Annotated in this window: 27 protein-coding genes and 1 pseudogene; 9 read left to right on the forward strand and 19 right to left on the reverse strand. The window is 62.1% G+C overall.

Features of this window, described 5'->3' with window-relative positions; translation table 11 throughout:
- Both BLR85_RS12345 and BLR85_RS12350 read left to right on the forward strand, forming a co-directional pair.
- Nucleotides 1-278 (forward strand): transposase (locus BLR85_RS12345; RefSeq protein WP_170844555.1); only part of this gene is annotated, 278 nt, incomplete at its 5' end.
- Nucleotides 279-290: 12 nt separating this feature from the next.
- Nucleotides 291-653: pseudogene (locus tag BLR85_RS12350) on the forward strand (patatin-like phospholipase family protein); the annotation flags it as partial.
- A 36-nt stretch (nucleotides 654-689) separates the two neighbouring features.
- Here BLR85_RS12350 and BLR85_RS12355 read toward each other — a convergent pair.
- The 4 genes from BLR85_RS12355 to BLR85_RS12370 form a co-directional block, all read right to left on the reverse strand.
- On the reverse strand, nucleotides 690-1,469 hold the full coding sequence (locus BLR85_RS12355) for a DUF502 domain-containing protein (protein ID WP_093156169.1): 780 nt from the start codon (nucleotides 1,467-1,469) through the stop codon (nucleotides 690-692).
- Between the two features lie 84 nt (nucleotides 1,470-1,553).
- A complete protein-coding gene (locus BLR85_RS12360) occupies nucleotides 1,554-2,468 on the reverse strand; it encodes a pseudouridine-5'-phosphate glycosidase (protein WP_093156172.1) in 915 nt (304 codons plus the stop codon).
- Nucleotides 2,465-3,355: a PfkB family carbohydrate kinase gene (locus tag BLR85_RS12365; protein WP_093156175.1), complete on the reverse strand. Its 891-nt coding sequence runs from the start codon at nucleotides 3,353-3,355 to the stop codon at nucleotides 2,465-2,467. Before BLR85_RS12365 ends, BLR85_RS12360 begins: the two co-directional genes overlap by 4 nt.
- Before the next feature lie 223 nt (nucleotides 3,356-3,578).
- Nucleotides 3,579-3,914 carry a cupin domain-containing protein gene (locus BLR85_RS12370; RefSeq protein WP_093156178.1) on the reverse strand — a complete coding sequence of 112 codons (336 nt, stop codon included), beginning with the start codon at nucleotides 3,912-3,914 and terminating at the stop codon, nucleotides 3,579-3,581.
- 219 nt (nucleotides 3,915-4,133) lie between these two features.
- Between BLR85_RS12370 and rpsB the strand changes: the two genes are divergently transcribed.
- A complete protein-coding gene (rpsB, locus tag BLR85_RS12375; protein ID WP_093156181.1) occupies nucleotides 4,134-4,940 on the forward strand; it encodes a 30S ribosomal protein S2 in 807 nt (268 codons plus the stop codon).
- Between the two features lie 91 nt (nucleotides 4,941-5,031).
- Entirely contained in the window at nucleotides 5,032-5,904 is an 873-nt protein-coding gene (gene tsf / locus BLR85_RS12380) for a translation elongation factor Ts (RefSeq protein ID WP_093156184.1), read from the forward strand.
- A 550-nt stretch (nucleotides 5,905-6,454) separates the two neighbouring features.
- On the opposite strand, the gene BLR85_RS12385 is transcribed toward tsf, so the two are convergent.
- Both BLR85_RS12385 and aroQ read right to left on the reverse strand, forming a co-directional pair.
- Entirely contained in the window at nucleotides 6,455-7,201 is a 747-nt protein-coding gene (locus tag BLR85_RS12385; RefSeq protein WP_342028786.1) for a LuxR family transcriptional regulator, read from the reverse strand.
- On the reverse strand, nucleotides 7,198-7,641 hold the full coding sequence (gene aroQ, locus BLR85_RS12390; protein ID WP_093156187.1) for a type II 3-dehydroquinate dehydratase: 444 nt from the start codon (nucleotides 7,639-7,641) through the stop codon (nucleotides 7,198-7,200). The genes BLR85_RS12385 and aroQ overlap by 4 nt, the downstream gene beginning before the upstream one ends.
- Before the next feature lie 111 nt (nucleotides 7,642-7,752).
- Here aroQ and BLR85_RS12395 point away from each other — a divergent pair, with 111 nt between their 5' ends.
- The 3 genes from BLR85_RS12395 (at nucleotide 7,753) to BLR85_RS12405 (ending at nucleotide 10,456) form a co-directional block, all read left to right on the forward strand.
- Nucleotides 7,753-8,931, forward strand: a complete 1,179-nt coding sequence (locus tag BLR85_RS12395; protein ID WP_093156190.1) for an NAD(P)/FAD-dependent oxidoreductase — start codon at nucleotides 7,753-7,755, stop codon at nucleotides 8,929-8,931.
- A gap of 218 nt (nucleotides 8,932-9,149) precedes the next feature.
- A complete protein-coding gene (gene rquA, locus BLR85_RS12400) occupies nucleotides 9,150-9,896 on the forward strand; it encodes a rhodoquinone biosynthesis methyltransferase RquA (protein ID WP_093156193.1) in 747 nt (248 codons plus the stop codon).
- A 290-nt stretch (nucleotides 9,897-10,186) separates the two neighbouring features.
- Nucleotides 10,187-10,456 carry a DksA/TraR family C4-type zinc finger protein gene (locus tag BLR85_RS12405; protein ID WP_093156195.1) on the forward strand — a complete coding sequence of 90 codons (270 nt, stop codon included), beginning with the start codon at nucleotides 10,187-10,189 and terminating at the stop codon, nucleotides 10,454-10,456.
- 21 nt (nucleotides 10,457-10,477) lie between these two features.
- Here BLR85_RS12405 and phoB read toward each other — a convergent pair whose 3' ends face one another.
- From phoB to BLR85_RS12465, 12 genes are all read right to left on the reverse strand, one after another.
- Nucleotides 10,478-11,170, reverse strand: coding sequence for a phosphate regulon transcriptional regulator PhoB (gene phoB / locus BLR85_RS12410; protein ID WP_093156198.1), 693 nt, complete (start codon nucleotides 11,168-11,170; stop codon nucleotides 10,478-10,480).
- Nucleotides 11,170-11,895, reverse strand: coding sequence for a phosphate signaling complex protein PhoU (phoU, locus tag BLR85_RS12415; RefSeq protein ID WP_093156201.1), 726 nt, complete (start codon nucleotides 11,893-11,895; stop codon nucleotides 11,170-11,172). Before phoU ends, phoB begins: the two co-directional genes overlap by 1 nt.
- A gap of 15 nt (nucleotides 11,896-11,910) precedes the next feature.
- Nucleotides 11,911-12,699, reverse strand: a complete 789-nt coding sequence (gene pstB / locus BLR85_RS12420) for a phosphate ABC transporter ATP-binding protein PstB (RefSeq protein ID WP_425284478.1) — start codon at nucleotides 12,697-12,699, stop codon at nucleotides 11,911-11,913.
- Nucleotides 12,700-12,726: 27 nt separating this feature from the next.
- On the reverse strand, nucleotides 12,727-14,094 hold the full coding sequence (gene pstA / locus BLR85_RS12425; protein ID WP_093156207.1) for a phosphate ABC transporter permease PstA: 1,368 nt from the start codon (nucleotides 14,092-14,094) through the stop codon (nucleotides 12,727-12,729).
- Complete coding sequence (pstC, locus tag BLR85_RS12430) at nucleotides 14,091-15,572, reverse strand: phosphate ABC transporter permease subunit PstC (protein WP_093156210.1); 1,482 nt, start codon at nucleotides 15,570-15,572, stop codon at nucleotides 14,091-14,093. The genes pstA and pstC overlap by 4 nt, the downstream gene beginning before the upstream one ends.
- 173 nt (nucleotides 15,573-15,745) lie before the next feature.
- Complete coding sequence (locus tag BLR85_RS12435; protein ID WP_093156213.1) at nucleotides 15,746-16,786, reverse strand: substrate-binding domain-containing protein; 1,041 nt, start codon at nucleotides 16,784-16,786, stop codon at nucleotides 15,746-15,748.
- 236 nt (nucleotides 16,787-17,022) lie between these two features.
- Complete coding sequence (locus BLR85_RS12440; RefSeq protein WP_093156216.1) at nucleotides 17,023-18,072, reverse strand: ATP-binding protein; 1,050 nt, start codon at nucleotides 18,070-18,072, stop codon at nucleotides 17,023-17,025.
- 56 nt (nucleotides 18,073-18,128) lie between these two features.
- Complete coding sequence (locus BLR85_RS12445; protein WP_093156219.1) at nucleotides 18,129-19,520, reverse strand: acyltransferase family protein; 1,392 nt, start codon at nucleotides 19,518-19,520, stop codon at nucleotides 18,129-18,131.
- A 30-nt stretch (nucleotides 19,521-19,550) separates the two neighbouring features.
- A complete protein-coding gene (locus BLR85_RS12450; RefSeq protein WP_093156221.1) occupies nucleotides 19,551-20,141 on the reverse strand; it encodes an acyltransferase family protein in 591 nt (196 codons plus the stop codon).
- Nucleotides 20,142-20,165: 24 nt separating this feature from the next.
- Complete coding sequence (locus BLR85_RS12455; RefSeq protein ID WP_093156224.1) at nucleotides 20,166-20,684, reverse strand: gamma carbonic anhydrase family protein; 519 nt, start codon at nucleotides 20,682-20,684, stop codon at nucleotides 20,166-20,168.
- A complete protein-coding gene (gmk, locus tag BLR85_RS12460) occupies nucleotides 20,681-21,328 on the reverse strand; it encodes a guanylate kinase (protein WP_093156227.1) in 648 nt (215 codons plus the stop codon). Before gmk ends, BLR85_RS12455 begins: the two co-directional genes overlap by 4 nt.
- A gap of 3 nt (nucleotides 21,329-21,331) precedes the next feature.
- Complete coding sequence (locus BLR85_RS12465) at nucleotides 21,332-22,222, reverse strand: YicC/YloC family endoribonuclease (RefSeq protein ID WP_093156230.1); 891 nt, start codon at nucleotides 22,220-22,222, stop codon at nucleotides 21,332-21,334.
- Nucleotides 22,223-22,392: 170 nt separating this feature from the next.
- Here BLR85_RS12465 and BLR85_RS12470 point away from each other — a divergent pair, with 170 nt between their 5' ends.
- A complete protein-coding gene (locus tag BLR85_RS12470) occupies nucleotides 22,393-23,115 on the forward strand; it encodes a PAS domain-containing protein (protein WP_139188380.1) in 723 nt (240 codons plus the stop codon).
- A 78-nt stretch (nucleotides 23,116-23,193) separates the two neighbouring features.
- On the opposite strand, the gene BLR85_RS12475 is transcribed toward BLR85_RS12470, so the two are convergent.
- Nucleotides 23,194-24,561 (reverse strand): class II 3-deoxy-7-phosphoheptulonate synthase, encoded by a 1,368-nt coding sequence (locus BLR85_RS12475; RefSeq protein WP_093156235.1) that lies wholly within the window; start codon nucleotides 24,559-24,561, stop codon nucleotides 23,194-23,196.
- 284 nt (nucleotides 24,562-24,845) lie between these two features.
- Between BLR85_RS12475 and BLR85_RS12480 the strand changes: the two genes are divergently transcribed.
- Nucleotides 24,846-25,862: a GlxA family transcriptional regulator gene (locus BLR85_RS12480; protein ID WP_093156238.1), complete on the forward strand. Its 1,017-nt coding sequence runs from the start codon at nucleotides 24,846-24,848 to the stop codon at nucleotides 25,860-25,862.
- Nucleotides 25,863-25,945 lie beyond the last annotated feature (83 nt).

The raw sequence follows: 25,945 nt of genomic DNA on the forward strand, positions 1-25,945 counted from the left end.
AAGGCGACGTTGTCATACTCGACAACCTGTCGAGCCACAAAGCCCCGGCCGCAGCGGCGTCCCTACGCGCGATTGGTGCATGGTTCCTGTTCCTGCCACCCTACAGCCCAGATCTGAATCCCATCGAGATGGCCTTCTCGAAACTCAAGACACTGATCAGGAAGGCCGCCGCGCGAACCTATGACCAACTCTGGGCCGCCGTCGGACAGGTCTGCAACCTCTTCTCGGACGAAGAATGCTACAACTACTTCAAAGCCGCAGGCTATGAGGCCGATTAAACGCGACACGCTCTAGTGGTAAATATCAACCCGCTTTTCCGGCCGAACGTACCCAAATCGGCGGGCGATATCCATAACCGGATCAACGAGATCAGCTTCAATTCCTCGCTGCTGCGGGAGCTTCGGGCGATCCATTTCGTACATGAGTTGATCTCCGAGAACCGGGTGGAGGGGATGCGTGACGTATTGGTGCACATGGTCGCCGATGACGATTTCATGCGGGATCTGTCGGTTGCCACAAAGATCGTGCCCTCGCCGGTTATCCTGTCGCGGCTGAAGGCGGCCGGGCGCGCGGCGGCAGAGCGGTTCCTGGCCGCGCACAAGCAGGATCTGAACCTGCGGGGCAGTGTCGATCTGGCGGAGATGTTCGGCTAAGCGAATGCTTCGGCGCGTTGCCTGCCTGGAGCTTTCTCAGGCGCCCAGCTTGTCCCGCTGGCGCTCGTTCTCGACATCGAGCGGAATGCCACCCGGCGTCGGCGGCAGGTCTTCATGGCCGGCGTTCGGATAGACCAAGCCGGCCGAGATCACCAGCTTGGCCGCGTCTTCGACCGACATGTCGAGATAGACCACGTCGGACTCGGGCACGAACAGCAGGAAGCCTGAGGTCGGGTTCGGCGTGGTCGGCAGGAAGACCGACAGGATATTCTCGTTCCGGGGCACCCGTCTGGAGATTTCGCCCTTGGCCGAAGTGGAGACGAAGGCGATCGCCCAGAGCCCGGTGCGTGGGTATTCGATCAGGCAGGCCTTGTCGAATTTCGAATCCGTCTGGGCAAAGATGGTCTCGGCGATCTGTTTCACGCCGCTATAGATGGAACGCACAATCGGCATCCGGTCCACCAGCCTTTCGGCCCAGGCAATGAAGGACCGGCCGATCACGCCCTTGGCGATCCAGCCGATCACCACCGTGAAAACCAGGAAGAACACAACGCCGACGCCACGCACGTTGATCTGCGTGTCTTCGCCAAAAATCTCCTTCAAGAACCTTTCCGGCTCGTAGGGGTCGGGCACGAAAGGCAGCACGAAGCTGTCGACCCAACCAACGACGGTCCAGATCAGCCAGACAGTCAGGCCGACAGGCGCGATCACGACCAGCCCTGTCAGGAAGGAAGACCGCAGGTTTGCAAGGATCCCCGGCTTTCGGCGGAGATGAAGCGGCTCGGGGGCCGGTTGGTTCTTGTCGCGATTTGGCATGGCCTGGACTTGTGCTCCCCGCACGCAAGCTAAGTAGCCGCCCGAAACTTCGCAAGGGCGGCTGGAGGTTTCAAAGGAAGCGACTTACTGTTTGCTCGCCAGACAGCCGGCAATTGCCGCCGCAAGCCGGGCATTGTTCAAAACGAGGCCGATATTCGCTTCCAGAGAGCGCCCCTCGGTCAGCTCGAAGATCCGTTGCAGCAGGAACGGGGTCACCGCCTTGGCCGAGACGCCGGCGGCATCGGCTTCGGCCTGCGCCTGGGCAATCACCGGGGCCAGCGCGTCAGCGGAGATCTCGGCCTCGGCCGGGATCGGGTTGGCAACAAGCTGTCCACCCGGCAGCCCAAGCGCGCGCCGCATGCGCATCGCGTCTGCGATCTCGTCGGCGCTGTCCATGCGCAGCGGCGCGGCAAGCCCTGAACGTGCGGACCAGAAGGCCGGCAGCACATCCTGCCCGAGGGCGATGACCGGTACACCAAGGGTTTCCAGCACCTCGAAGGTCTTGGGCAGATCCAGGATCGCTTTCGCGCCGGCACAGACAACGGTGACCGGTGTCTGGGCCAGTTCCTGCAGGTCGGCGGAAATGTCGAAACTCGTTTCGGCGCCCTTGTGCACCCCGCCAATGCCGCCGGTGGCAAAGACCTCGATCCCGGCAAGATGCGCGGCGATCATGGTCGCCGCGACGGTCGTGGCGCCGTTTCCACCGCGCGCCATGCAGACGGCGAGATCGGCGCGGCTGACCTTGGCAACATCCTTGGCCTGGGCGAGCGCTTCCAGCTCTTCCGCCTCCAGCCCGACATGTAGACGGCCTGCCAGAATGGCGATCGTGGCCGGTGTCGCACCGGCCTGGCGCACGGTCTGCTCTACCTGCTGCGCGGTTTCCAGGTTCTGCGGCCAGGGCATGCCATGGGTGATGATCGTGCTTTCCAGCGCGACCAGGGCCTGGCGATTGGCCCGCGCCTCGGCGACCTCGGCCGAGAAGTGAATGGGAAGGCTCAAGTGTCAGTCTCCGAAATATAGGCGGCCGTGATGCCAAGCGCCGCTTCGAGCGCGAAATTCCCGCTCTGGCCGCGCAACTCGGCCGCGATATGGGCGGCCATGAACGTGTCGCCCGCGCCGGTCACCCGGTTGACCGTGACCTTGGGCGGGATGGCCGTGCGCACGCCATCGGGGCTGGCCTCGGCCATGGCTTCGCCGCCATCGGTAACCAGTACCCGGCGGGCACCCAACGCGCGCAGCCCTTCGGCCGCAGCAAGGGCGGTGGAGAACTTCTTGTCACAGATCAGGCCGGCTTCGATCCGGTTGACATAAATGGTCGCCTTCGGATGGTGCAGCAGTGGGACCAACCGGTTCGCCTTGCCGGGCGAGGCCGGCGCGATGCGAAGGTCTGCATTTGAAAACAGTGGATTATCCGAGATTCTTGACAGGAGACTTTCAGTCAGGTTCCCGTCCAGTGCGATCACGCCCGAATAGGGGGTGGAGATGGCGCCGAGGCGTCCATCGGCCATTGGTGCGAGGATCGTATCCCCGGCCCGTTCCAGCGAATGCGCGTCGGCGATGGCGGCGACAAGTCCGTTCTCGGCCTCGATAGCCATGTATTGATCGGTCGGCAATTCCTCGGACCAGGTGACCAGGTCGACCACCATCCCCATCTCCAAGGCAGCCCGCGCAAGCTCGCGCCCCTCACTGTCCTGTCCCAGCACCGTCAGCAGGGCCGGTGTCAGGCCCTCGCGCACCAGCGCCATCGCGATATTCATGGCAACGCCACCTGGCAGGCGCGTGATGCGACCCGGCACATCATGGCCGACGGCCATCGAACGCGGCGTTCTGCCGATCACGTCCCAAAGCACCGAGCCGATGCAGAGAATGTCGATTTCCTTGCTCATGCCGACTTGTGACCTGCAGGGGCGGGCGTGGCAAGCGCGTTGGTATGGCAGACATGGAAATCAAAGTCGCAGATGCAAGGTCCGCTGCCGATCGGCGCGTCTTTACTCGGATGAAACAACCGCGTCCTCCACTTCATCTTTCTGAAAATATCCTGGGGGGAGCGCTCGCAAGAGCGCGGGGGGCAAAGCCCCCTGCGTCCCAAGCTTTGGCTGTTTAGCGTTGTCACCGTATGACCGGATAGCGATCCGGTTCCTCGAAAACGTCGATCACGATGGTACCTGCCTGGATCTGGCCGGAATGCTCTGCGCCCGATGGGATGTCGTAGCTATCGCCGGGGCCATAGACCCGGCTTTGCCCGGCTATTGTCAGCTTGATCTCGCCTTGCAGGACCGTGCCCCATTGCGCCTTGTGTGCATGCGGTGGCAATTCGAACGCCTTGTGAAAGATAAAGAAGACCAGCAGCGCGTCCTCCGTGCGCATTGCGCGGCTCTCGACCACATCGGCGGGAAACGGAACATCGAGCGATGGCAGCGCCATCAGGAAATCGGGTAGCTTCATTGGGATTCTCCGTGTGTCGTTCCGCAAATTAACAGCTTTTTGCGCCGCGCCACCAGAAAAGCAGGGCAGGGGGTTGCAAGGGCGCCCGGGATGATCTATGCGCAGCCCACTTCACAGGCGGGGCCTGGGCCTTCGGGGGAGACATCCTCGTTCGGTCCGCCGGTTGGGCGAGAGCCCGTTATGACCCCGCCGAGGACGCTAAACCGGAAAGGATAGGATATGGCGCTTCCTGAGTTCTCTCTTCGTCAGCTGCTTGAAGCTGGCGTTCACTTCGGTCACCAGACCCAGCGGTGGAACCCCCGCATGGGCCAATACATCTACGGTGATCGTAACGGCATCCACATCATGGACCTGACCCAGACCCTGCCGATGCTCGAGCAGGCCCTCGTGGCCGTGCGCGAGACCGTCGCCAAGGGTGGCCGGATCCTGTTTGTCGGCACCAAGCGCCAGGCTCAGAAGCCGATCGCCGACGCCGCCGAGCGCTGCGCGCAATACTACATGAACCACCGCTGGCTGGGCGGCACGCTGACCAACTGGAAGACCGTCTCCCAGTCGATCAACCGCCTGCGCGCCATTGACGAGCAGATGGCGATGGGCGCCGAAGGCCTCACCAAGAAAGAGCGCCTGCACATGGAGCGTGACCAGGAGAAGCTGACCGCTTCCCTCGGTGGTATCCGCGAGATGGGTGGCGTGCCCGACCTGCTCTTCGTCATCGACGTGAACAAGGAAGACCTGGCCATTGCCGAAGCCAAGAAGCTCGGTATCCCGGTTGTCGCCGTAGTTGACACCAACGCCTCCCCCGATGGCGTGGATTACGTGATCCCGGGCAATGACGACGCCGCTCGTGCCATCGCGCTCTATTGCGACCTCGTGTCCCGCGCCGCGCTCGACGGCATGTCCGCCCAGATGGATGCCGCCGGTATCGACCTTGGCGAGATGGAAGAAGGTTTCATCGAGGAAGCCCTGGAAGAGGCGCCTGCCGCCGAAGCCGAAGCTGCCGCCGAAGAAACTCCGGCCGAGGCCTGATTTCCGTATCTCGTGAAATCGTCACGGAACTGACACATGCGGCGGGCTAAAGCCTGCCGCAACACGACCGCAAATCGAGGAGAGCCAAGAGATGGCGATCACCGCGAAACTGGTGAAAGAACTGCGCGACATGACCGGCGCAGGCATGATGGATGCCAAGAAGGCGCTGACCGAGGTCGAAGGCGACATCGAAGCCGCCGTCGACTGGCTGCGCACCAAGGGCCTGGCCAAGGCTGCCAAGAAATCCGACCGCGTCGCCGCGGAAGGTCTCGTTGGCATGAAGGTCGAGGGTGGCAAGGGCGTTGTCGTCGAGGTGAACTCCGAGACCGACTTCGTCGGCAAGAATGCGGAATTCCAGGAAATGGTTTCCGACATTGCCGCCGCCGCGCTCGGCGTGTCCGACCTTGAAGCGCTCAAGAATGCTGATCTTGGCGGCAAGACCGTTTCCGAGATCTTGACCGACAAGATCGCCACCATTGGCGAGAACATGTCGCTGCGCCGCATGGCCGCTGTCGAGGGCGACGTCGTTGCTGCATACATGCACAATGCCGCGGCCACCGGCCTTGGCAAGATCGGCGTCCTCGTCGCGCTCAAGGGCGGTGACGAAGCCTTTGGCAAGCAGGTTGCGATGCATATCGCCGCCTCCAACCCGGCCTCGCTCTCCGAAGCCGATCTCGACCCGGCTGTTGTCGAGCACGAGAAGCAGGTCCAGATGGACATTGCCCGTGAGTCTGGCAAGCCGGAGCAGGTGATCGAGAAGATGATCGTCGGCCGCATGAAGAAATTCATGTCCGAAGTGACGCTGCTCGGACAGTCCTTCGTGGTGAACCCGGATCTGACCGTGGGCGAAGCCGCCAAGGAAGCCGGCGCCGAGATCACTGCTTTCGTGCGGATGGAAGTCGGCGAAGGCATCGAGAAGAAGGAAGAGGATTTCGCGGCCGAAGTTGCAGCCATGCAAGGCTGAGACACGGCAGGGAAAATCTGACCGGATCGGGCGCTTGCGTTTTCGCGGGCGCCCTTTTTCGTTTCGAAACCCGCGCCATGCTATTTGCGTTTCGCACGGACACGATCCTGGGGATTGTGCCTCCGGCGGAGGTGTTTTCTGGAGAAAGGAATGCAAGAAACCGGCCGGCAACCCGTGTTTCGGACTTTTCGCAAGGCGGGGTGTCAAGCACGGCCAAAATGGAAACGGCGCAGCACGGGCAAGCTGCGCCGTTTCGCATCCACATGCCGGACCTGGCAAAATTGGGGATGATGCCCGGTCCGTGGATAAGCGTCGGCCCGGCGGCGAAGAATACACCGACACGAGCCGACTCCGGTTGCCCGGTGTGGACCAGGCACCTCGAAATCGCGAGGGAGTATCCAGCCCACTGTTCCTTGGCTAATGCCACCACTCACGGAACCGTTCTAAAATGACAATTTACGCGTGGTTAAGAAAGTAAGGAATCCCCGACCGTTGATTCGAATTTGTTACAAAGTTTCGTTAAATTGTGGAGTTTTGTGCGGCAATTTGCTCACAAAACAAATATCTGATTGAGAAAGGACGCTTTCAGTACGGCCTGTGCCGTGGTCGAAACGTCGAGGGCTTCGCGCGCGAGACGCAGGTGCTTTTCAACCGTTGCCGGTGTAAGTCCCATGATAGAGGCGATGTCGGCTGTTGTTTTGCCGTCTCCAACCCATTCAAGGACCTCGCGTTGGCGTGGCGTCAGCGGACGGAGCGAGTTCGGGTTGGGCATGGAGGAAAGGCGCAGGTGAAGCACGTTGCTCATCGCCTCCAGTTCGCGGCCGTGCCGGGCCCAGATGTCGTCCACTTCGTCAAAGGAGAGGGCAGGGACCGAGGTCAGGCTGATCGCGCCCTTGGCACGTTTCGAATTGGTCTGGAAGCTCACCGTGTACCCCGCCCCCAGCCCGTGGCTCCTATTGAATTCCCAGATCTTGCGCGCGGTCTCGTTAAGCGTGCCGGAGGCCATCATGTCCTCTGTCTGTCGCCAGGAACTGGAACCAACGTTATTCAGGGCCCAAAGGGTCATCGGGGCATTCAGATAGAGCCCTTGATTGAGGAAAGTCTGGATATAGGCAATGTCGTGATTGGTCAGCACCAGCAGGTCCTGGGGGTCGCCGAGGGACTTCTCTGTCCGAAATCGGGTGAAACCGTAGAGAACCCGGTTGAAGCCATAGGTTGCCATGACTTCCTTGTGATAGGCCCAGACATCCTGCATTTCCGACAGGCCCATCACGCGTTCAACGTAGTCGAGGATCACGCCTTGACTCCGAGGTGGTCTACCATCGCTCGAAGGGAGAGCAAGTAGCCGGCCGGGCCCAGTCCGCAGATCAAGCCGATAGCGACACGGGAGATATAGGAGAAGTGGCGAAACTCCTCGCGCGCATGCACATTGCTCAGGTGAAGCTCCAGCGTGGGCAACTCGACGGAGGCGAGCGCGTCCATGATGGCGATGGAGGTATGGGTATAGGCGCCGGCATTGATGATGATAGCGTCATGTACGCCCTTGGACGCGTGGATCATGTCGACCATGACACCTTCATGATTCGACTGCTCGAAGGCGAGCGAGATGCCCAGTTCCTCTGAAAGCTGCCGGCACATCTGTTCGATTTGCGGCAATGTCGTGTGTCCGTAGACTTCGGGTTGACGGGTTCCGAGCATATTGAGGTTCGGCCCGTTCAAAACAAGAATTGATACCATGTGCGATTGTCTTCCTTTGACGTTGAGGCAGAATAGGTTGCGCGAGCGGAAGTGTCGAGACGACAGCGGTAACAACAAGGCCGACAGGGCACTGATGGAAAAGGGTTTCTGATGGCTGAACATGTGGATGTCGCGATCATTGGCGGCGGGATCATGGGAGCTTCGACCGCCTATTGGCTGAGCCTGTTTGACCCGGCGTTGCGTGTCTGTGTCTACGAGCGCGACCCAACGCATGAATTCTCCTCGACGGCGCTCTCCGTTGCGTCGATCCGGCAGCAGTTCACGGTGCCGGTCAATGTCAGGATTTCCCGCTTCGGCATTGAATTCATAAGGGAATTTCAGCATCTTACTGCTAAGGTGGGCGGCATCGATCTCGGGTTTCGCGGAAATGGCTACCTGTTTCTGGCCGGTAGCGAGACAGCCGCCGAAATCCTGCACGAGGCGGTCGAGATGCAGCGACGCGAAGGGGCAGGGACGGTGACTCTCACCGCCGATCAGGTCTCCCGGCAATTCCCTTGGATCAGCGCCGAGGGTATCTCGCTTGCGTCCTTTGGTGGCAGTACGGAAGGCTGGTTCGACAATATGGGCCTGTTGGCCGGTCTGCGCGACCTGGCGCGGCTGCAAGGGGTCCGTTTCGAGCATGCCGAGGTTGTCGACGCCGATTACGCTGGCAGGGCAATCCGGTCGCTCTTGCTCGCGGACGGGCGCCAGGTTTCTGTTGGAGAGGTTGTGAACGCAGCCGGGCCGAGGGCGTCGCTTTTCATGCAAAAACTGGATGAGGTTTTTCCGGTAGAACCCAGAAAAAGAACGGTTTTTGTGGTTGATGCTCCAAATGCGCGGCATCCCGGAGCGCCCTTGCTGATTGACTATCAGGGCTATTATGTGCGGCCGGAAGGAACCGTCTGGATCACCGCCACCGTGCCGGAAGATGACGCAGCGGTCGATTGGGACGATTTCGACGCAAGGCATTGGGATTTCGAGGAAAACATCTGGCCGAAACTCTACACGCGCATTCCGGGCTTCGATCAGGCAAAGGTCATTCGCCATTGGGTCGGGCATTACGCGTTCAACACTCTGGATCAGAATGCGATTCTCGGGCGGCACCCGAACTGGGACAACTTGCTGCTGATCAACGGGTTTTCAGGCCACGGTCTGCAACAGGCACCGGCCATGGGGCGTGGATTGGCCGAATTGCTGGTTCATGGCGGCTTCCGGAGCCTCGATCTGTCCGAGTTTTCGATGGAACGGATCCTTGAAAACCGACCGTTCCGCGAGCGCAGCATCGTGTAGCAACAACATGCTTCCCGCTCCGAGCCTTGCACTCCCGAGAACGCGGAGTTGCATCGGAGGCGTGCAGTTATCGGCTTTGCCGCATGTTATGGGCCGCGAAACACGGTTACGGTCGCGTCAAAGCCGGGTTTTGCCGATTCAGAGGGCAAAATCGATGTAGTGGCGATGCGCCGATATACGAAGGGGCGAAAACCCCGGTACTTGGAAAGGGTCCAGTCATGAATGCGAGTGTCGATTTCGGAGGCAATGACAAGATTGAGCCGGTTACCACCGTGCCAGCGGCTTCCTGGGGCGACACGCCCGCGCCGAAACTGCCCGATTACCTGGTCGACGTTTACACTTGGGCCTATGTCGCGCCGAACATGGTTGAACTGCTGGACCGGGAAGTCGTCGTGGCGACGATCCTCTGGATGCAGCAGAACAAGCTGATGCGCGCCGCGAGGGACGAAATCACACCGGGCGATCGCGTGCTTCAGCCGGCTGCCGTGTACGGCAAGCTCGTCAGCCACCTGGCCAAGAAGGTCGGCCCGGACGGTGAATATAGCGTCACCGATATTCAGAACGTCCAGATCGAGCATGTGAACCGCAAAATCGCCGATCTGCCGCAAACCCGCACTGGCATCTGCGATGCACGGACCACGGGCGAAGGGCTCTATGACGTGGTAAACTCGTATTTTCTGATGCATGAGGTTCCCAAGGACTACAAACACGCCATCGCCAACAATCTCGCCAGCCGGGTGAAACCTGGCGGCAAGCTTATGTTCGTTGACTACCACGAGCCGGTGATGTGGCATCCGATGCGTCCGATCATCTGGCTGGTCTTCAAATGGCTGGAGCCGTTCGCGAAGGCGCTGTGGAGCAATGAGCTTTGGGACTACGTCGAAGACAAGGACAAGTTCGAGTGGCGCAAGGAGACGATCTTTGGTGGGCTGTACCAAAAGGTTGTCGGCGTTCGGAAGGCCTGATTCCAAAGGGTTACAGTGGGAACTGAAAGCTGGAACGGGTATTCGAGCCCGTTCCGGATGGATATTTATATTACATAATACTGATTATACGACTTTAGGTTGTGGAGTCTTGGGAGCTGTTGCGCCATGACACCGCGCCTGTTCTGCATCTCGAACGGCTTCCCCTGTCCAACTCACCTCCGACGTGCGCACCGGCACACGACTTGGATGGCTGAGACAGATACCGGTGCTGTCCTGGATTGAATTCCGTCAAAGCTGCTGCCACGCTGGAAAGCTGAAGGAGGCTCGACATGGCTGGCGGTTGGGCGCGCGATGGCGCTGTAAGTGAACAGATTGAAGACTCGATCCAGGACGAGCTTTCCCGCATGAAGGCGCGTGCGCGGCCTGTTGGCGAGAGCCTGACGCATTGCGCGGAATGCGACGAGCCGATCCCGGAGGCGCGCCGCGCCGCCCTGCCCGGCGTCAAGCTCTGTATCGATTGCCAGCAGGAACGCGACGCGCCCTACAAGCACCGCGGCGGGATCAATCGCCGCGGCAGCAAGGACAGTCAGTTGAAATAGTCGCGGGCTTGTCGGCGCCGGTCAGCCGAGCGCGTAGCCCGCGCCGCGCACCGTGCGCAAAGGATCGTCGCCGCCATGCTGGCAGAGCGCCTTGCGCAACCGTCCGATATGCACGTCAACCGTGCGGGTATCGACATAGATGTCGCGCCCCCAGACCCGGTCCAGGAGCTGCTCGCGGCTCCAGACGCGGCCGGGCTTCTCCATGAAGGTCGTCAGAAGCCGGAACTCGGTCGGGCCAAGCTTGAGCAACTGCTCGTTGCGATGGACCTTGTGGGTTTCTGCATCGAGCACGATATCGCCGAAGGTGAGCTTTTCGCCGACGCTGGCGGGCCGTGTCCGGCGCAACTGCGCACGAATCCGGGCCATCAGTTCGGCCACCGAATAGGGCTTCACGACATAGTCGTCCGCCCCGGTTTCAAGCCCCCTCACCCGGTCAACCTCTTCGGAGCGCGCGGAAAGCATGATGATCGGCACGCCACGGGTGTCCGCCTGCATCTTGAGCCGCCGGCAGATCTCGATGCCCGACACGTTGGGCAGCATCCAGTCCAGCACGATCACGTCCGGTGCGTTCTCCTCGACGAGCAGGAGCGCCTCCTCGCCGTTTTCAGCCTTGTCGACGTGGAACCCCTCGGCTTCGAGATTATAGGCGAGCACCTCCCGCTGCGCGGGTTCGTCCTCGACCACAAGCACCCTTGGTTGCTCCGGCGGAGACATTACGCACCCTCGCTATAATCGATCGATGTCCGGTCGGCCTTGGGACGCGGATCGTCGGGATATGCGCCGGTGTCGAGATAGATCACCTGTTCGGCAATCGCGGTCACGTGGTCGCCCATCCGCTCGATATTCTTGGCGATGAAATGCAGGTGCATGCAGGCCGTGATATTGCGCGGATCTTCCATCATGTAGGTCAGGTAGTTGCGGAACAGCGAGTTGTACATCTGGTCCACTTCGAGGTCGCGCTGGCGGACATCCTCGGCCAGCTCGCTGTCGCGCTGGACGAAGGAATCCAGCGCGTCCTTGAGCATCACCTCGACCATCTTGGCCATGCGGCGCACGGAGGAGCTGTTCTCTTCCACCGGCTTCATCTGCACCAGAACGCCGGTCCGCTTGGCCATGTTCTTGGCATAGTCGCCAATGCGCTCCAGGTTGTTGGCGATCTTCATGACGGCAAGGATGGTCCGCAGGTCGAAGGCCATCGGCTGACGCTCCGCAATGGTGAGCGCGGCCTCCTGCTGGATCAACGCTTCCAGCTCGTCGATGGCCCGGTCGGAATTGCGGACCTTCTCTGCCAGCTCCTCGTCGCGGGTGGATAGTGCCTGCGCGGCGTCCAGGATGGCGGCCTCGACAAGACCGCCCATTTTCATGATATGCGCCTGGATTGCCTCCAGGTCGCGGTCATAAGCACGCGCAATGTGGCGCTCGGATTTGTCCATAACCATGTCTCGGTCTCTCCCTTAGCCGATCCGGCCAGTGATGTAGCTTTCGGTGCGCGGATCTCTCGGGTTGGTGAAAATCTTCCCCGTCTCGCCGAATTCCACCAGGTTGCCGAGGTGGAAGAAGGCGGTTTTCTGGCTGACGCGCGCGGCCTGTTGCATGGAGTGGGTCACGATGACCACGGAGTAGTTCTCGCGCAGCTCGTCGATCAGTTCCTCCACCTGCGCGGTGGCGATCGGATCGAGCGCCGAGCAGGGCTCGTCCATCAGCAGCACTTCCGGCTCGGTCGCAATGGCGCGCGCAATGCACAGGCGCTGCTGCTGGCCGCCCGACAATCCGGTGCCCGGAGCGTCCAGACGGTCCTTGACCTCGTCCCAAATCGCACCGCGGCGCAGGGATTTCTCCACAATTTCATCTAGTTCCGCCTTGTTCTTGGCGAGGCCGTGGATGCGCGGGCCATAGGCGATATTGTCATAGATCGATTTCGGGAAGGGGTTCGGTTTCTGGAACACCATCCCCACCTTGGCGCGCAGCTGGACCGGGTCCACCCGCTTGTCATAGATGTCCTCGCCGTCGAGCAGAAGGTTGCCCGTGACGCGGCAGATGTCGATGGTGTCGTTCATCCGGTTCAGGCAGCGCAAGAAGGTGGATTTGCCACAGCCCGACGGGCCGATGAACGCGGTCACGGTCTTGTCTTCAAGCGTGACGTTCACGTCCTTGATGGCGTGGGTTGCACCATAATAGACCTGTACGTCACTGCATTCGAACTTGATTTCCTTGGTATCCACGGAGCGCTCCACTGGTCGCATGTCGTTCATTGTCTTGCCCTTCCCGGTTTACCAGCGACGCTCGAAGCGGCGGCGGAGGACGATGGCGAGGAAGTTCATGCAAAGCAGGAAGATCAATAGCACGATGATCGCTCCAGATGCACGTTCCACGAAGGCGGGGTCGGCGCGGGTCGTCCAGTTATAGACCTGCACCGGCAGCGCCGAGGCGGGATCGAAAAAGCCCTCCGGCGGTGCCGAGGGGAATTCGCGGACGAAAGCCACCATGCCGATCAGCATCAGCGGCGCGGTCTCTCCGAGCGCCTGTGCAAGGCCGATGATGGTGCCGGTGAGGATGCCGGGTGCTGCCAGCGGCAACACGTGGTGGAACACGGACTGCATCTTGGAGGCCCCTACCCCGAGTGCCGCGTCGCGGATGCTTGGCGGTACAGATTTCAGGGAGGCGCGGGTCGAGATGATGATGGTCGGCAGGGTCATCAGCGTCAGCACGAGGCCGCCGACGACGGGCGCCGATTGCGGCAGGCCGGCATAGTTGATGAAGATGGCAAGGCCGAGGATACCGAAGACGATGGAGGGCACCGCGGCGAGGTTGGAGATATTCACCTCGATCAGGTCCGTTATCCAGTTCTTCGGCGCGAATTCCTCCAGGTAGATAGAGGCTGCCACGCCGATGGGCAGCGCGAGGCAGAGCACGATGATCATCATGTAGAGCGAGCCGAGCATCGCCACGCCGATACCGGCGGCTTCGGGGCGGTTCTCGGAAGCATCCGCCATGGTGATGAAGCCCCAGTTGAAATGGGTGGAAAGCGCCCCACCCTCTTTCAGCGCATCGGCCAACTGGAGCTGTCCGGGCGTGACATTGCTGTCCTTCTCGGCGCTCTCCATGCTCACCCGGCCCTTGTAATAGCCGTCGATCCGGCCGGAGGCGAGAAACTCGAACTCCACCGTGTCGCCGATCCGGTCCGGATGGGCGATGACGAAACGACGAAGCTGCGCGGCGGCCTCCTTGGAAATCATGGCCTCGGCATCCTTGCCGGAAACCCCGAACGTTTCGAAGCTGATCCCGAGTTCGTCGACCTTTGCAGCCATCGCGTTCTTGATCAGAGGCGCGTAGCCGAAGGTCGAGACCTTCTTGATCGCCTCGATATCGCGGGTGCCGTTCTTGTCGAGCTTGGCCTCGTCCAGGTAGACATCCAGCGTGATGAAGGTCTGATTGAAGGCCGGCAGGCCCTGGCCCAGGATCGAGGTCATGAGCATGATCAGCGCGGCAACGCCGATGCCTACCGCGGTCAGGCCATAGGCGCGGAAACGGGTCTCGGCGGCATTGCGCTTCTTCGTGCGCGCATCCGCATCGAAGAGCGAGCCGGCATGCTTGCCCTGCTTCGGAGCAGGGGCTGCGTTTGCGGTTGCGTCGGTCATTCGTACTGCTCCCGGTACTTGCGCACGATGTAGAGCGCCAGGACGTTCAGCCCCAGCGTGATCACGAAGAGGGTCAGGCCGAGGGCAAAGGCGACAAGGGTCTCGGGGCTGGCGAAATCGGTGTCGCCGGTCAGCTGCGAGACGATCTTGACCGTCACGGTTGTCATTGCCTCGAAGGGATTGACCACCGCGCCCAGGCCTGCCTGGAACTGCGCGGCGGCGGCCCCTGCCCCCATCACCACGATCATGGTCTCGCCGATGGCGCGCGAGGCAGCCAGCAGCACGGCGCCGACGATACCCGGCAGCGCGGCCGGCAGGACAACCTGCTTGATCGTCTCCGAATGGGTGGCGCCGAGGCCGAAGGAGCCGTCCCGCATCGCCTGCGGCACGGCGTTGATGATGTCATCCGAAAGCGAGGAGACGAAGGGGATGAGCATGATCCCCATCACCAGCCCGGCCGTCATGACCGAGTTGGTCGAATTGCCCAGGCCCAGCGGCGCGGCGAACCAGTCGCGCACGATCGGGCCGACCGTGATCAGCGCGAACAGACCGTAGACGATGGTCGGGATGCCGGCGAGGATCTCGATCATCGGCTTGGCGACGGCGCGCAGCTTGGGCCCCGCATATTCCGACAGGTAGATCGCGGCAAACAGGCCGATCGGCACCGCCACCGCGAGTGCGACGAAGGAGATGTAGAGCGTGCCCCAAAGCAGCGGCAACATGCCCAGCTCGGAGTCGCCACGGAAATCCGGCGCCCATTTGGTGCCGAAGAAGAAATGCTGCCAGGGGTACTTCTCGAAGAAATTCCCGGTCTCGAACAGCATCGACATAACGATGCCGACGGTTGTCAGGATGGCGATGGTCGAGGCCAGGATCAGGATGATCTTGATACCCGATTCCACCGTGTTGCGTGCCCGGAAATCCTTGTCGCTGCGCAGGACCGCGACCGCGAAACCGGCAGTTGCCAGCACCAGCACCGCGACGCTCATCCAGAGCGCGGAGATCGCGGAAAGGTTGCGATATAGCTGCGCGGCCTGCAGGACAGGCTGGGTCACGTCGGAGGTGATGATCGCTCCGGTTTCCTTGAGGCGCTCCGTCACATCGGAGAGGTTGGCGTCGATGTCATGCGACGTCGCCGCGTCCATCAGCCCCTGCTGGACCGCCATGTCCAGGGCGCCGGCGGCGCGCCGGACTTCGGCCATCACCAGGCTGCGGGAACCCGATTCCGCGATTGTCGCTTCGGGAATGCCTGCACCAACGGTGTTTTCGATCCAGTTCGGCGCAACCAGAAGCCAGGCGGCCAGAACGAGCAAGGCTGGCACAGCCGTCAACATGAAGGCGTGCCAGCCATAGTAATTCGGAAGGGAGTGCAGCTGGCGCGTGTCGCCGCCTGCAGAGCCGAGCGCACGCATGCGCCCGACGTAAAAACCGATCAATCCGAGTCCGAGGACTGCGAGGACGATCCAGAGCACCGGCATCGTGCTACCTCACCAATTCGCTGTTTTCGTCATCGGGGTGATAGCACATCCCTGAAACGACGGCACCCGCCGGCAGCGTTTCCGGCAGTCTGAGCGGGGCACGGGGGAGAAAGTCAACTTGGGTGGGAGGGCGGCACGCGACCGCTCTCCCGAAGGGCATTCGCCCGCGCGGCTCACATGCCGCCCATGACCTCTTCGGCCTCGACAGCAGTCTGGGTGGCGGCCAGTTCCGGATCGGAAACCAGGCCATAGGCAGCCAGCGGGCCATCGGGGCCGGCAATCTCGTCGGCAACGAAGAACTGCGCGTACTCTTTCAGGCCGGGGATCACGCCGATATGGGCCTTCTTGATGTAGAAGAACAGCGGACGGGAGACCGGGTACTCGCCGGTGGCGATGGATTCGGTGGAGGGCATCACGTCGCCCATGGTCGCGACCTTCAGCTTGTCGGTGTTGTTCTCGTAGAAGGCCAGGCCGAAGATGCCGACACCGTTTGGGTTGGCGTCGATGCGGGCCAGGGTCTCGGTGTAGTCGCCGTCGATATCGACAGCCTTGCCGTCGGTACGCAGGGAGATACAGGCCTTTTCGGCGGCTTTTTTGTCGCCGCCATTCTTTGCCATGATGGCCTCGAAAGCGCCGGTGGCTTCACAGCCGGCCAGCACGACCTTCTCTTCGAAGACTTCACGCGTGCCGTGCTTGGTGCCCGGAGGGAAGGCGATGATGTCGACGGCCGGCAGATCGGCGTTGAAATCGGCCCACTGCTGGTAGGGGTTTTCGACGATGGCGCCGTCAACCAGCACCTTGTCGCTCAGCGCGTTGAAGATGTCGGCGGGCTCGAGCGCGGTAAAGGCCGGGCCGTTGGTCTGGGAGGCAAAGACGATCCCGTCATAGCCGATGCGAACTTCGATGATGTCCTTCACGCCGGCTTCGGCGCAGGCCTGGATCTCGGAATCCTTGATCTTGCGCGAAGCGTTCGCGATGTCGATGGTGTTTTCGCCCACGCCTTCGCAGAAGCGCTTGAGGCCAGCGGACGACCCGCCGGATTCAACAACGGGGGTCGGGAAGTCGAAGTTCTCGCCAAAGGCTTCGGCAACGATCGAAGCGTAGGGCAGAACGGTCGAGGAACCGGCGACTTGAACGTTGTCACGGGCGGCGGCAGCGGTGGCCGAAACGGCTGCGATCGCCAGTGCAGAGGCGGTCAGCTTCACGAGAGACATAGTGTTCTCCATGGCAGTGGTTTTGGTTGGACCGTCGCTCTCCGACGGCCTCGAGTGGCGTTTAGTCTTCTCTCGTTGGCCTTTTGTGACACCAGTGTAACAGATTGATGACAAGGTGCGTATTTTCGGGGGATGCGAGCCCAATTGACGCGAGGGAACCCGCTTCGAACGGTTATCCGCGCTTCAAGAAGCCAGAAATGGGTCCGAAATGGCCCCGCCAAGCGGTTCGGGACCCTTCACGAAAGCGCCGGCAGCAGCACGGTGAAGCTCGCCCCCTTCCCCGGTTCGGTCTCGATTCGAAACCGCCCCCGGTGCCGGTTGACGATATGTTTCGCGATTGCGAGGCCGAGCCCGGTCCCGCCCATCTCGCGCGAGCGGTGGTTGTCGACGCGGTAGAAACGTTCCGTCAGGCGCGGAATATGGATCGGGTCGAACCCTGCCCCGTCATCGACGACCTTGATCTGCACGCCCGGACCGCGAAAGGCCAGTTCCCTTGCAGAATAGGACAGCAGGACCTGAACGGTTCCGCCGTTCCGCCCGTACTTGATTCCGTTTTCGATCAGGTTGGTCAGGACCTGCTGCAACTGGTCACGGTCCCCCCGAACAATCAGGTCCTCGGTGCCATTATCCAGCCGTTGCGTGATCAACCGCACATTTTCCGCCGATGCGACGCTCTCCAACGACAGAATGGTGGAATCGACGAGGGCCTTGATGTTCACCGGATCGGTGGGCTGCTGGCGTTCCGCCGACTCGACCCGGCTGAGCGAGAGCAGGTCCGACACGAGGCGGTTCATGCGTTGCGCCTCGCGCTCCATGATCGACAGGAAACGCTCGCGGACCTCCGGATCGTTGCGCGCGGCCCCGCGCAATGTTTCGATGAAGCCCAGAAGCGCGGTGAGCGGGGTTTTCAACTCGTGGCTGACATTGGCCACGAAATCCCGCCGCATCTCGCCCGCCTGTTCCAGATCCGTGATGTCCTCGAAAGAAAGCAGAACGCAATTCCCGTCGCTATCCTGCACCGGCGCCGCACGCACCTTGTAGGTGGCTTCCCGCGCCAGGTTCTTGTCCACGTAGCGGCCATCCCCGGTCTCGCCCGAGCGCAGTGCCCGTTCAACCACCTGCAACAGCGCCGGCTGGCGCAGGACGGTCACGACATGGCGCCCGGTTGCGGAGCCGGAAAACAGCCGCACCGCTGCAGGGTTCATTGCCCGGATCCGCTCGTCGGGACCGACCAGCAGCAACGGCATGGGAATCGCCGCGAGGATATCTTCGGAAAACGCGCTCATGAAACGGATCTCTGCGTGGAAAACGTTTCGCCATCATTACTGTGCCCCGTCGCCGATCAAGGCGGCCCTCTGTCGCTACCGGCTCTGGCCTTCCGGGCGTCCCCCTCCTGCCGCCGGGGCCAGCAGATCGGGCAGGAGCAACTCAGTGAAGCCGGGGCCAGCAGATCGGGCAGGAGCAACTCAGTGAACCTGTCCTTCAAGAGCAGCGCCGCCTGGTTGCTTAAGTGATCGCCGTCCCGGTAGATCGGATAGGACAGATCAGCGGCGAAGAGCGGGCAGCCGGTTGGCGGGCAGAAATCAGCGAAAACCGGCACGAAGGTTACATTGGCATTCTTTTCCGCGAGCGCCAGCAGGATCGGCGCGTAGACGGCGCGTCGCTCGCTGGCCAGTTCGTATGGCAATATCGCGTCTTCCCGGCTTCCGGGCCGCAGCATCGAATGGCGCACGAACGCGTTCAGATCGAGGTCGCGGCCGGCGGCCACGTCGTCGAGCAGGATGACTTGGCGTTCCGGCAGCGCCGCGATGAAGCGCTCCAGCGCTCGCGAGAACAACGCGACATTCTCGGCCGAACTGCCGGCCGTGGCGATATCGTCCTCGTAGAGCCAGAGCCTGCCTTTCCAGTTGGTGCCGGTGGCATAATCCGCCCAGGCCCCGGCAAGGATAACGGTCGGGATCTCCGGATGTTCGGCAACGATCTCCAGCGCCCGGGCAATCCGCGGGTCTTCCCGGGCGGTGCCAAGCGTTTTCCGGCCCGGCCCCGGAAAGAAGCCGTCCGAGGTGAATTGCAGCCCCGACAGTCCGCCCTCCGATGCCGCCCGGAACAGGCCGGGGCTCAGCGCGAAGGCGTGGCTGTCCCCGATCAGCAGGAAGCTGGGCGGCTGCCCGGTTGCGCCGCGCAGACAGGGAGCCGCCGTCAACGCTGCCTCGCCGAGGAGAAAGCATTCCGGCGGCACACGCCCCGGAAACCCCGCGTTCCAGATTACAAGCGCCGCCGACAGCGCCAGGGCTGCCGCCGCGCTGCCGGCCGCGCCATAGACGCGGATGCGCGATTGCAGGATGCGCCTGCGCCGCACGGGCTCCTCGATCAGGGCCCAACTGAGGCTTGCCAGAAGGAAGGACGCCGCGATGCAGGCCAGCTTCGTCGCCGTACTGTCGGAGGCGAAGCCGCTGTAATTCACGAAGACGATGACCGGCCAGTGCCACAGGTAGAGGGAGTAGGAAATGCGCCCGATGAAGACCATGGGCGGCAGCGACAGGAACCGTGAAGAGAGCGCCCCCGGCGCGGCGCCGCAATAGATCAGGGCCGCTGTCGCCAGCACCGGTCCCGCCGCGATCCAGCCGGGAAAGGGCGCGCGTTCGTCGAAACTCACGACGATCACGGCTATAGAGAGCAGCGCGGCAATTCCCATCACATGCGCAAGCCGGGTCGAAACGGAGAGCCTTGGCATCGCGGCCAGAAGGGTTCCGGCCAGAAGCTCCTAGGCGCGTGTATGCGGCATGTAGAAGGCAAAGGGTCTGTAGGCGCTGGTGTAATGGATGCAAAGGGCAAGCGATGCCACGAGCGCGAGCGCGATCAGTCCGGGCAGCCACCGTCTCGGAAACAGGTATCCCGCCGTCAGCAGCGCAATCGGCAAGACAGCATAGAACTGCTCCTCGATCGCCAGTGACCATGTGTGCAGGAGCGGCATCAACTCGGCCGACTGGCTGAAATAGTCGATCGAATTGTAGAAGTGGAAATTGGCGAAGATGAAGATCGTGGCCAGCGCGGAGCGGGCGAAATCGGTGATATCATTTGGCAACATAAGCAGCCAGGCCGCCGGGAAACAGAACGCGAGCATTACGACCAGGGCCGGCGCGAGCCGGCGGATGCGGCGCTCGTAGAAGGCCAGGAAGCTGAACCGCTTCTCGGCAATCTCTGTCATGACGATGCTGGAAAGCAGGTAGCCCGAGATCACGAAGAAGATGTCGACGCCGACAAACCCGCCCGAAAGCCCGATCCCGGCGTGGAAGAACACCGCCGGGATAATGGCGACCGCACGCAGCCCATCAAGGTCGGGACGGTATTTCAACGGCCTCCCTGCCCCTGCCCGAAATCAGATTGGTTTCAGGCCGGCACGGAAGCGGCGGGCGTTCTGCTGGTAATGCAGCGCCGAGGTCAGCAGCTTCTGGGCAGCTGCCTCGTCCAGTTGCCGCACAACCTTGCCGGGTGAGCCCATGACGAGCGAGTTGTCAGGGATCTCCTTGCCCTCGGTGATCAGCGCGCAGGCGCCGATCAGGCAATTACGGCCGATCTTCGCGCCGTTGAGGATCGTGGCGCCCATGCCGATCAGGCTCTGCTCGCCGATGGTGCAGCCATGCAGCATGGCCTTGTGACCGATGGTGCAGTTCGGTCCGATGACCATCGGAAACCCCATATCCGTGTGCAAAACGCAGTTTTCCTGGATATTGGAGCCCGCCCCGAGCGTGATCCGCTCGTTGTCGCCCCGGATCGTGCAGCCGAACCAGACCGAGCTGTCGGCCTCCAGCGTCACCTTGCCGATCAGGTTGGCGTCGTCGGCCACCCAGGCGCTTTCGGCGATTTCCGGCGCGATGCCGTCCAGTGCATAGATCATTCCAGCCCTTCCTCGAACTCTGCCTGCAAGCCGCGAACGAACCCCTGCAACGACGGTTGCTGTGCGCGGCGCATCCGCTCGGCCGTCACGATGGTCTTCAGCTTCTCGAATGTCGCGTCCAGGTCGTCATTGACCAGCACGTAATCGTAGCTTCCCCAGTGGCTGATCTCGTCCCAGCTCTTCTGCATCCGCTTGCCGATAACATCGGCGCTGTCTTTGCCGCGCGAGATGAGCCGGCGGCGCAACTCGGTGATCGAGGGCGGCAGGATGAAGATCGACAGCGTGTGCTTGCCGAGATCCGAGTTGCGGATCTGCTGCGCGCCCTGCCAGTCGACATCGAACAGCACGTCGCGCCCGCTCTCGATGGCCTCTTCCACCGGGCCCTGCGGCGAGCCGTAGAAATTGCCGAAGACGTGTGCATGTTCCAGCATCCGCCCTTCCTCGACCATCTTCTTGAAGCCCGCAACATCCATGAAACGGTAATCCACACCGTCCTGTTCGCCCTCCCGCGGGGCGCGGGTGGTGGCGGAGACCGAGAAGCGGAGGCTCTCGTCCCATTCCATCATCCTGTGTGCCAAGGTCGATTTCCCGGCGCCCGAGGGCGAAGAGAGAATGATGAGAAGACCCCGGCGTTCGGATGTCATGGCTTACTCCACGTTTTGAACCTGTTCGCGCATCTGGTCGATGACCGCCTTCAGGTCAAGGCCGATCCGGGTGAGCGCGACATCCTGGGATTTGGAGCAAAGCGTGTTCGCCTCCCGGTTGAACTCCTGCGTCAGGAACTCGAGCTTGCGGCCCACGGGGCCTTCCTCGACCAGCAACTCGCGTGCCGCGTCGACATGGGCGCCGAGCCTGTCCAGCTCCTCGGTGATGTCGGATTTCACCGCCAGGATGGCCAGTTCCTGCGCTACCCGCGCCTCGTCCGTGCTCTCGACACCCTCCATGACCCGTTGCAGCGCATCGCGCAGGGCGCGCGCGGCGTTCTCCGCCCGCGCATCGAGGCAGGCCACGGCATCCTTGCGCAGCTTGGCGATCTGGTCGAGTTGCCCCAGCAGCAGCTCGCGCAATGCGGCGCCTTCGCGCGCCCGCATCCGCAGGAAGCTATGCAGCAATTCTTCGAAATCTTCCATCAGGGCCGATTTGAGCGGCGCGGTATCGGTGGCCTGCACGCCCTGCGCCTGAACAGCTTTCATGGAGAGGATCTCCGCAGTGCTCGCTGGTGCAACGACAACACCGGCCGCGGCGGCCGCCTCGGCGATCTGGCCAAGCGCCTGCAACGCCTGTTGCAACCCGGCCGGGTCGATGTTCAACGCCCCTTCGGGTTGGTCGCGCGACACGCGCAGACCTATCGCCAGCGAACCGCGCTTCACGTCGCGCCCGATCCGTCCGCGCAGGGCCGTTTCCAGCCCCTCCACCCAGTCGGGCACCCGCAGGCGCAGGTCCATCCCCTTGGAATTCAGGCTGCGCAGATCCCAGCTCCAGCCATATTCTCCGCTCTGCCCGTTGCGGGCCGCGAAGCCGGTCATCGAGTTAACCATTTCACCTCTTTTTTACCACAAGGGCTTCAAAACGTGGCATGTTAAGACTTGGGTAAGCATTGCTGAGTCATGGGTTAACAGACACTTAACCCTTGGACAACAATGCGCGAGTGAAACGGGGTTGCGCGAGAGGCGTCTTGCCTGCCCCGCGGTTGGAATGGGTCAAGACCATGAACGACGGTTTCGTCGAAGGTCGGAACGTGGTGTCCCTCGAGGGTGCCGGAGGTGAAGCGATGCGCTTTCCCGTTTTGCAGGATGTCGAAAACTACTGGGATGCATTGCGCGGCAACAGGCAGGTACCGAGGCGCGCGGAGCTGGATCCAAGATGCATCCAATCCGCACTTTCAACCTCCTTCATTCTTGAACGGCTGGCCCCCGGCATCGCCCGTTTCCGCCTCGCCGGGTCCTATCTGAACGAACTGATGGGCATGGAGGTGCGCGGCATGCCGCTGACCTCTTTCTTCCTTCCGGAAAGCCGCAAACGGGTGAGCAACTCGCTTGAACAGGTCTTCGATGCGCCGGCCAAGGCGTGGCTGACGCTGGCCGGGGATCGTGGCATCGGCAAGCCGCCGCTCGATGCCTGCCTGCTCCTGCTGCCGCTGCGGGGAGACGCGGGCGAGGTCAACCGGGCGCTCGGCTGCCTGGCCACGCTGGGGCCGCTGGGGCGTGCGCCGAGACGGTTCGACATTCGCTCGACGGCGGTCACGCCGATCCTGGCGGACGGGACGTACCAGGTTCCGGAGACCATTCCGAATGATTGGCCGTTCCAAAACGAAACGTCCCGGCATGAACCGCTTGGGCTCGCCGAACCCATGCGCGGTTTCCGTCCATCCCCGCATCGGCCTCCGCGTACGGACAGGCCGCATCTCTACCTCGTCAAATCCGACGACTGACCAGGTGTCTCGCTGAATGAAAAAGGCGGCTTTGCTCCGCCTTTTCTGAGCCTTGCGAGGCGAAGCTCGCTTGGGTTTTCAGCTTGCCGCGCGGTGCATCTCGCGCCGGTCGGACAACTCCTCGGCCACAAGAAACGCCAGTTCCAGCGATTGCGACGCGTTCAGACGCGGATCGCACGCGGTATGATAGCGGTCCGACAGGTCCTCTTCGGTCACATCGCGCACGCCGCCGGTGCACTCGGTCACATCCTGCCCGGTCATCTCGAAATGCACACCGCCCGGGATCGTGCCCTGCTCGCGATGTACGGCAAAGAACTCGCGCACTTCCGACAGCACCATATCGAAGGGGCGCGTCTTGTAGCCAGTGGCGGATTTGATCGTGTTGCCATGCATCGGATCGCAAGACCACACGACATTCGCACCCTCTTCCTTGACCGTCTCGATCAGGCGGGTCAGGTTGTCGCCGACTTTGCCGGACCCGAAACGCGCGATGAGCGTCAGCCGGCCGGGATCATTCTCCGGATTCAGCTTAGCCATCAGCGTCTTGAGGTCTTCCGCGGTCATTGTGGGGCCACATTTCAACCCGATCGGGTTGATCACGCCACGGCAGAACTCGACATGGGCGCCATCGGGCTGGCGGGTGCGGTCCCCGATCCAGATCATGTGGCCGGAACCGGCGATTGTCTGTCCAGTGGTGGAGTCGACGCGTGTCAGCGCCTCCTCGTATTCCAGAAGCAGCGCTTCATGCGAGGTATAGAAATCCACAACCGACATGGTGGACATGCGGTCGGAGCTGACGCCGGCGGCGGTCATGAAATCGAGCGCGGAGGAAATCCGGTTACTCAGTTCGCGGTAGCGTTCCGCCTTGTCAGTCTCGGCAAAGCCGGTGGTCCAGGAATGCACGCGGTGGATATCGGCGAAACCACCGGTGGAGAAGGCGCGCAGGAGGTTCAGCGAGGCCGCGGCCTGGGTGTAGGCGCGCAGCATCTTCTCCGGGTCCGGCATGCGGGACTCGGGCGTGAATTCCAGCTCGTTGATGATGTCACCACGGTAACTCGGCAGCTCCACGCCGCCCACGGTCTCCGTCGGCGCCGAGCGCGGCTTGGCGAACTGCCCGGCCATCCGCCCGACTTTCACCACCGGCACCTTGGCGCCATAGGTCAGAACGACCGCCATCTGCAGCATGACCTTGAAGGTCTCGCGGATGGAATCGGCGGAGAACTCCGCGAAGCTCTCGGCACAGTCGCCGCCCTGCAACAGGAACGCCTCGCCTCGCGCCACCTTGGCAAGTTCGGCCCGCAAGCGGCGCGATTCACCGGCAAAAACCAACGGCGGATATTTCGACAGACGGGCCTCGACGGCTTCGAGCTTATCCCGGTCGGGATAATCGGGCATCTGTACCCGCGGCTTTGCGCGCCAGTCAGATTTATTCCAGACCCGTGTCATGTCGTCCTCCAAAAGGTATGGGCAATAGAAGTCCGCGGTGTATATCTTGCGCCCTCCCGCTTGAAAACGAGAAATTTTCGATAGGTTTTCCCTGTCCGGGACTCAGATTGTTGCGCACATTACCGAGTGACGTGGCGGGCATCTGCATTTCGCCAAAAAGGCAGGCGATTTCTTTTGCTTAGGCTGCGACCCGTGCGGCGCGAGGCGAAACAAACCCAAACGCCCCCTTGCGAAGACAGGGTTTTCCGGCTTTCGATAGCTGGTACGAATTGCGCGAGACCACGATGACACCCTTCCACGACACGCCCGAGATCCTCGTTGACGTCGCCGATGACGGCAGCCGTCCGCGACGCTTCGTGTTCGTGTTGCTGGATCGCTTCACGATGCTCTGTTTCGCCTGCGCGATCGAGCCGCTGCGCATTGCCAACCGGGTCTCGGGCAAGACGCTCTATTCGTGGACCATTGCCGGCGAAGGCGGCGACCGGATCAGCTGTTCCAACGGCGTGGAATTCATGCTCGACATGGATCTCGAAGAGGTGAACCGCGACGACACCGTGCTGGTCTGCGGCGGCATCGACGTCCAGTCCGCGACCACACGCCGACTGATCAACTGGTTGCGCCGCGAAGCACGCCGGGGCGTGACGATGGGCGGGCTGTGCACCGCGGGCTACACCCTTGCGCAGGCGGGGCTTCTCGACGGCAAGCGAGCGACGATCCACTGGGAGAACCAGGACAGCTTTATCGAGGAGTTCGACGCGGTGACGCTCACCAAATCGGTCTTCGTGATGGATGGCAATCGCATCACCACCGCCGGCGGAACGGCCTCGATCGACCTCATGCTCAAGATCATCGCCGACGATCACGGCGAGGAACTGGCCGGCGCCGTGGCCGACCAGCTGATCTATTCCGCGATCCGGACCGATCAGGACACCCAGCGGCTCTCGATCCCGACCCGCATCGGCGTGCGTCACCCCAAGCTCAGCCAGGTGATCCAGATTATGGAACAGAACCTGGAGGAACCGATCTCTCCCGCATTGCTGGCCAAGGACGTCGCGCTCTCCACCCGGCAGCTGGAGCGACTCTTTCGTCGCTACCTCAATCGTTCGCCCAAGCGCTACTACATGGAATTGCGCCTGCAAAAGGCCCGTAACCTGCTGATGCAGACCGATATGAGCGTGATCAATGTCGCGCTCGCCTGTGGCTTCACCTCGCCCAGCCATTTCTCTAAATGCTACCGGGCGCATTACCATACCACCCCCTACCGCGAGCGCGGCGCGCAATCGAGCCGGCTCAGCGTCTGAAGCGGCGCCCGCCGCCTTCCTCACCGCCTTTCCTCTTTCCCAAAATATCCTGGGGGTTCGGGGGCAACGCCCCCGATGTCGAA

It is taken from the genome of Aliiruegeria lutimaris (genome assembly GCF_900099935.1).
GTDB classification, from domain to species: Bacteria; Pseudomonadota; Alphaproteobacteria; order Rhodobacterales; family Rhodobacteraceae; genus Tropicimonas; species Tropicimonas lutimaris.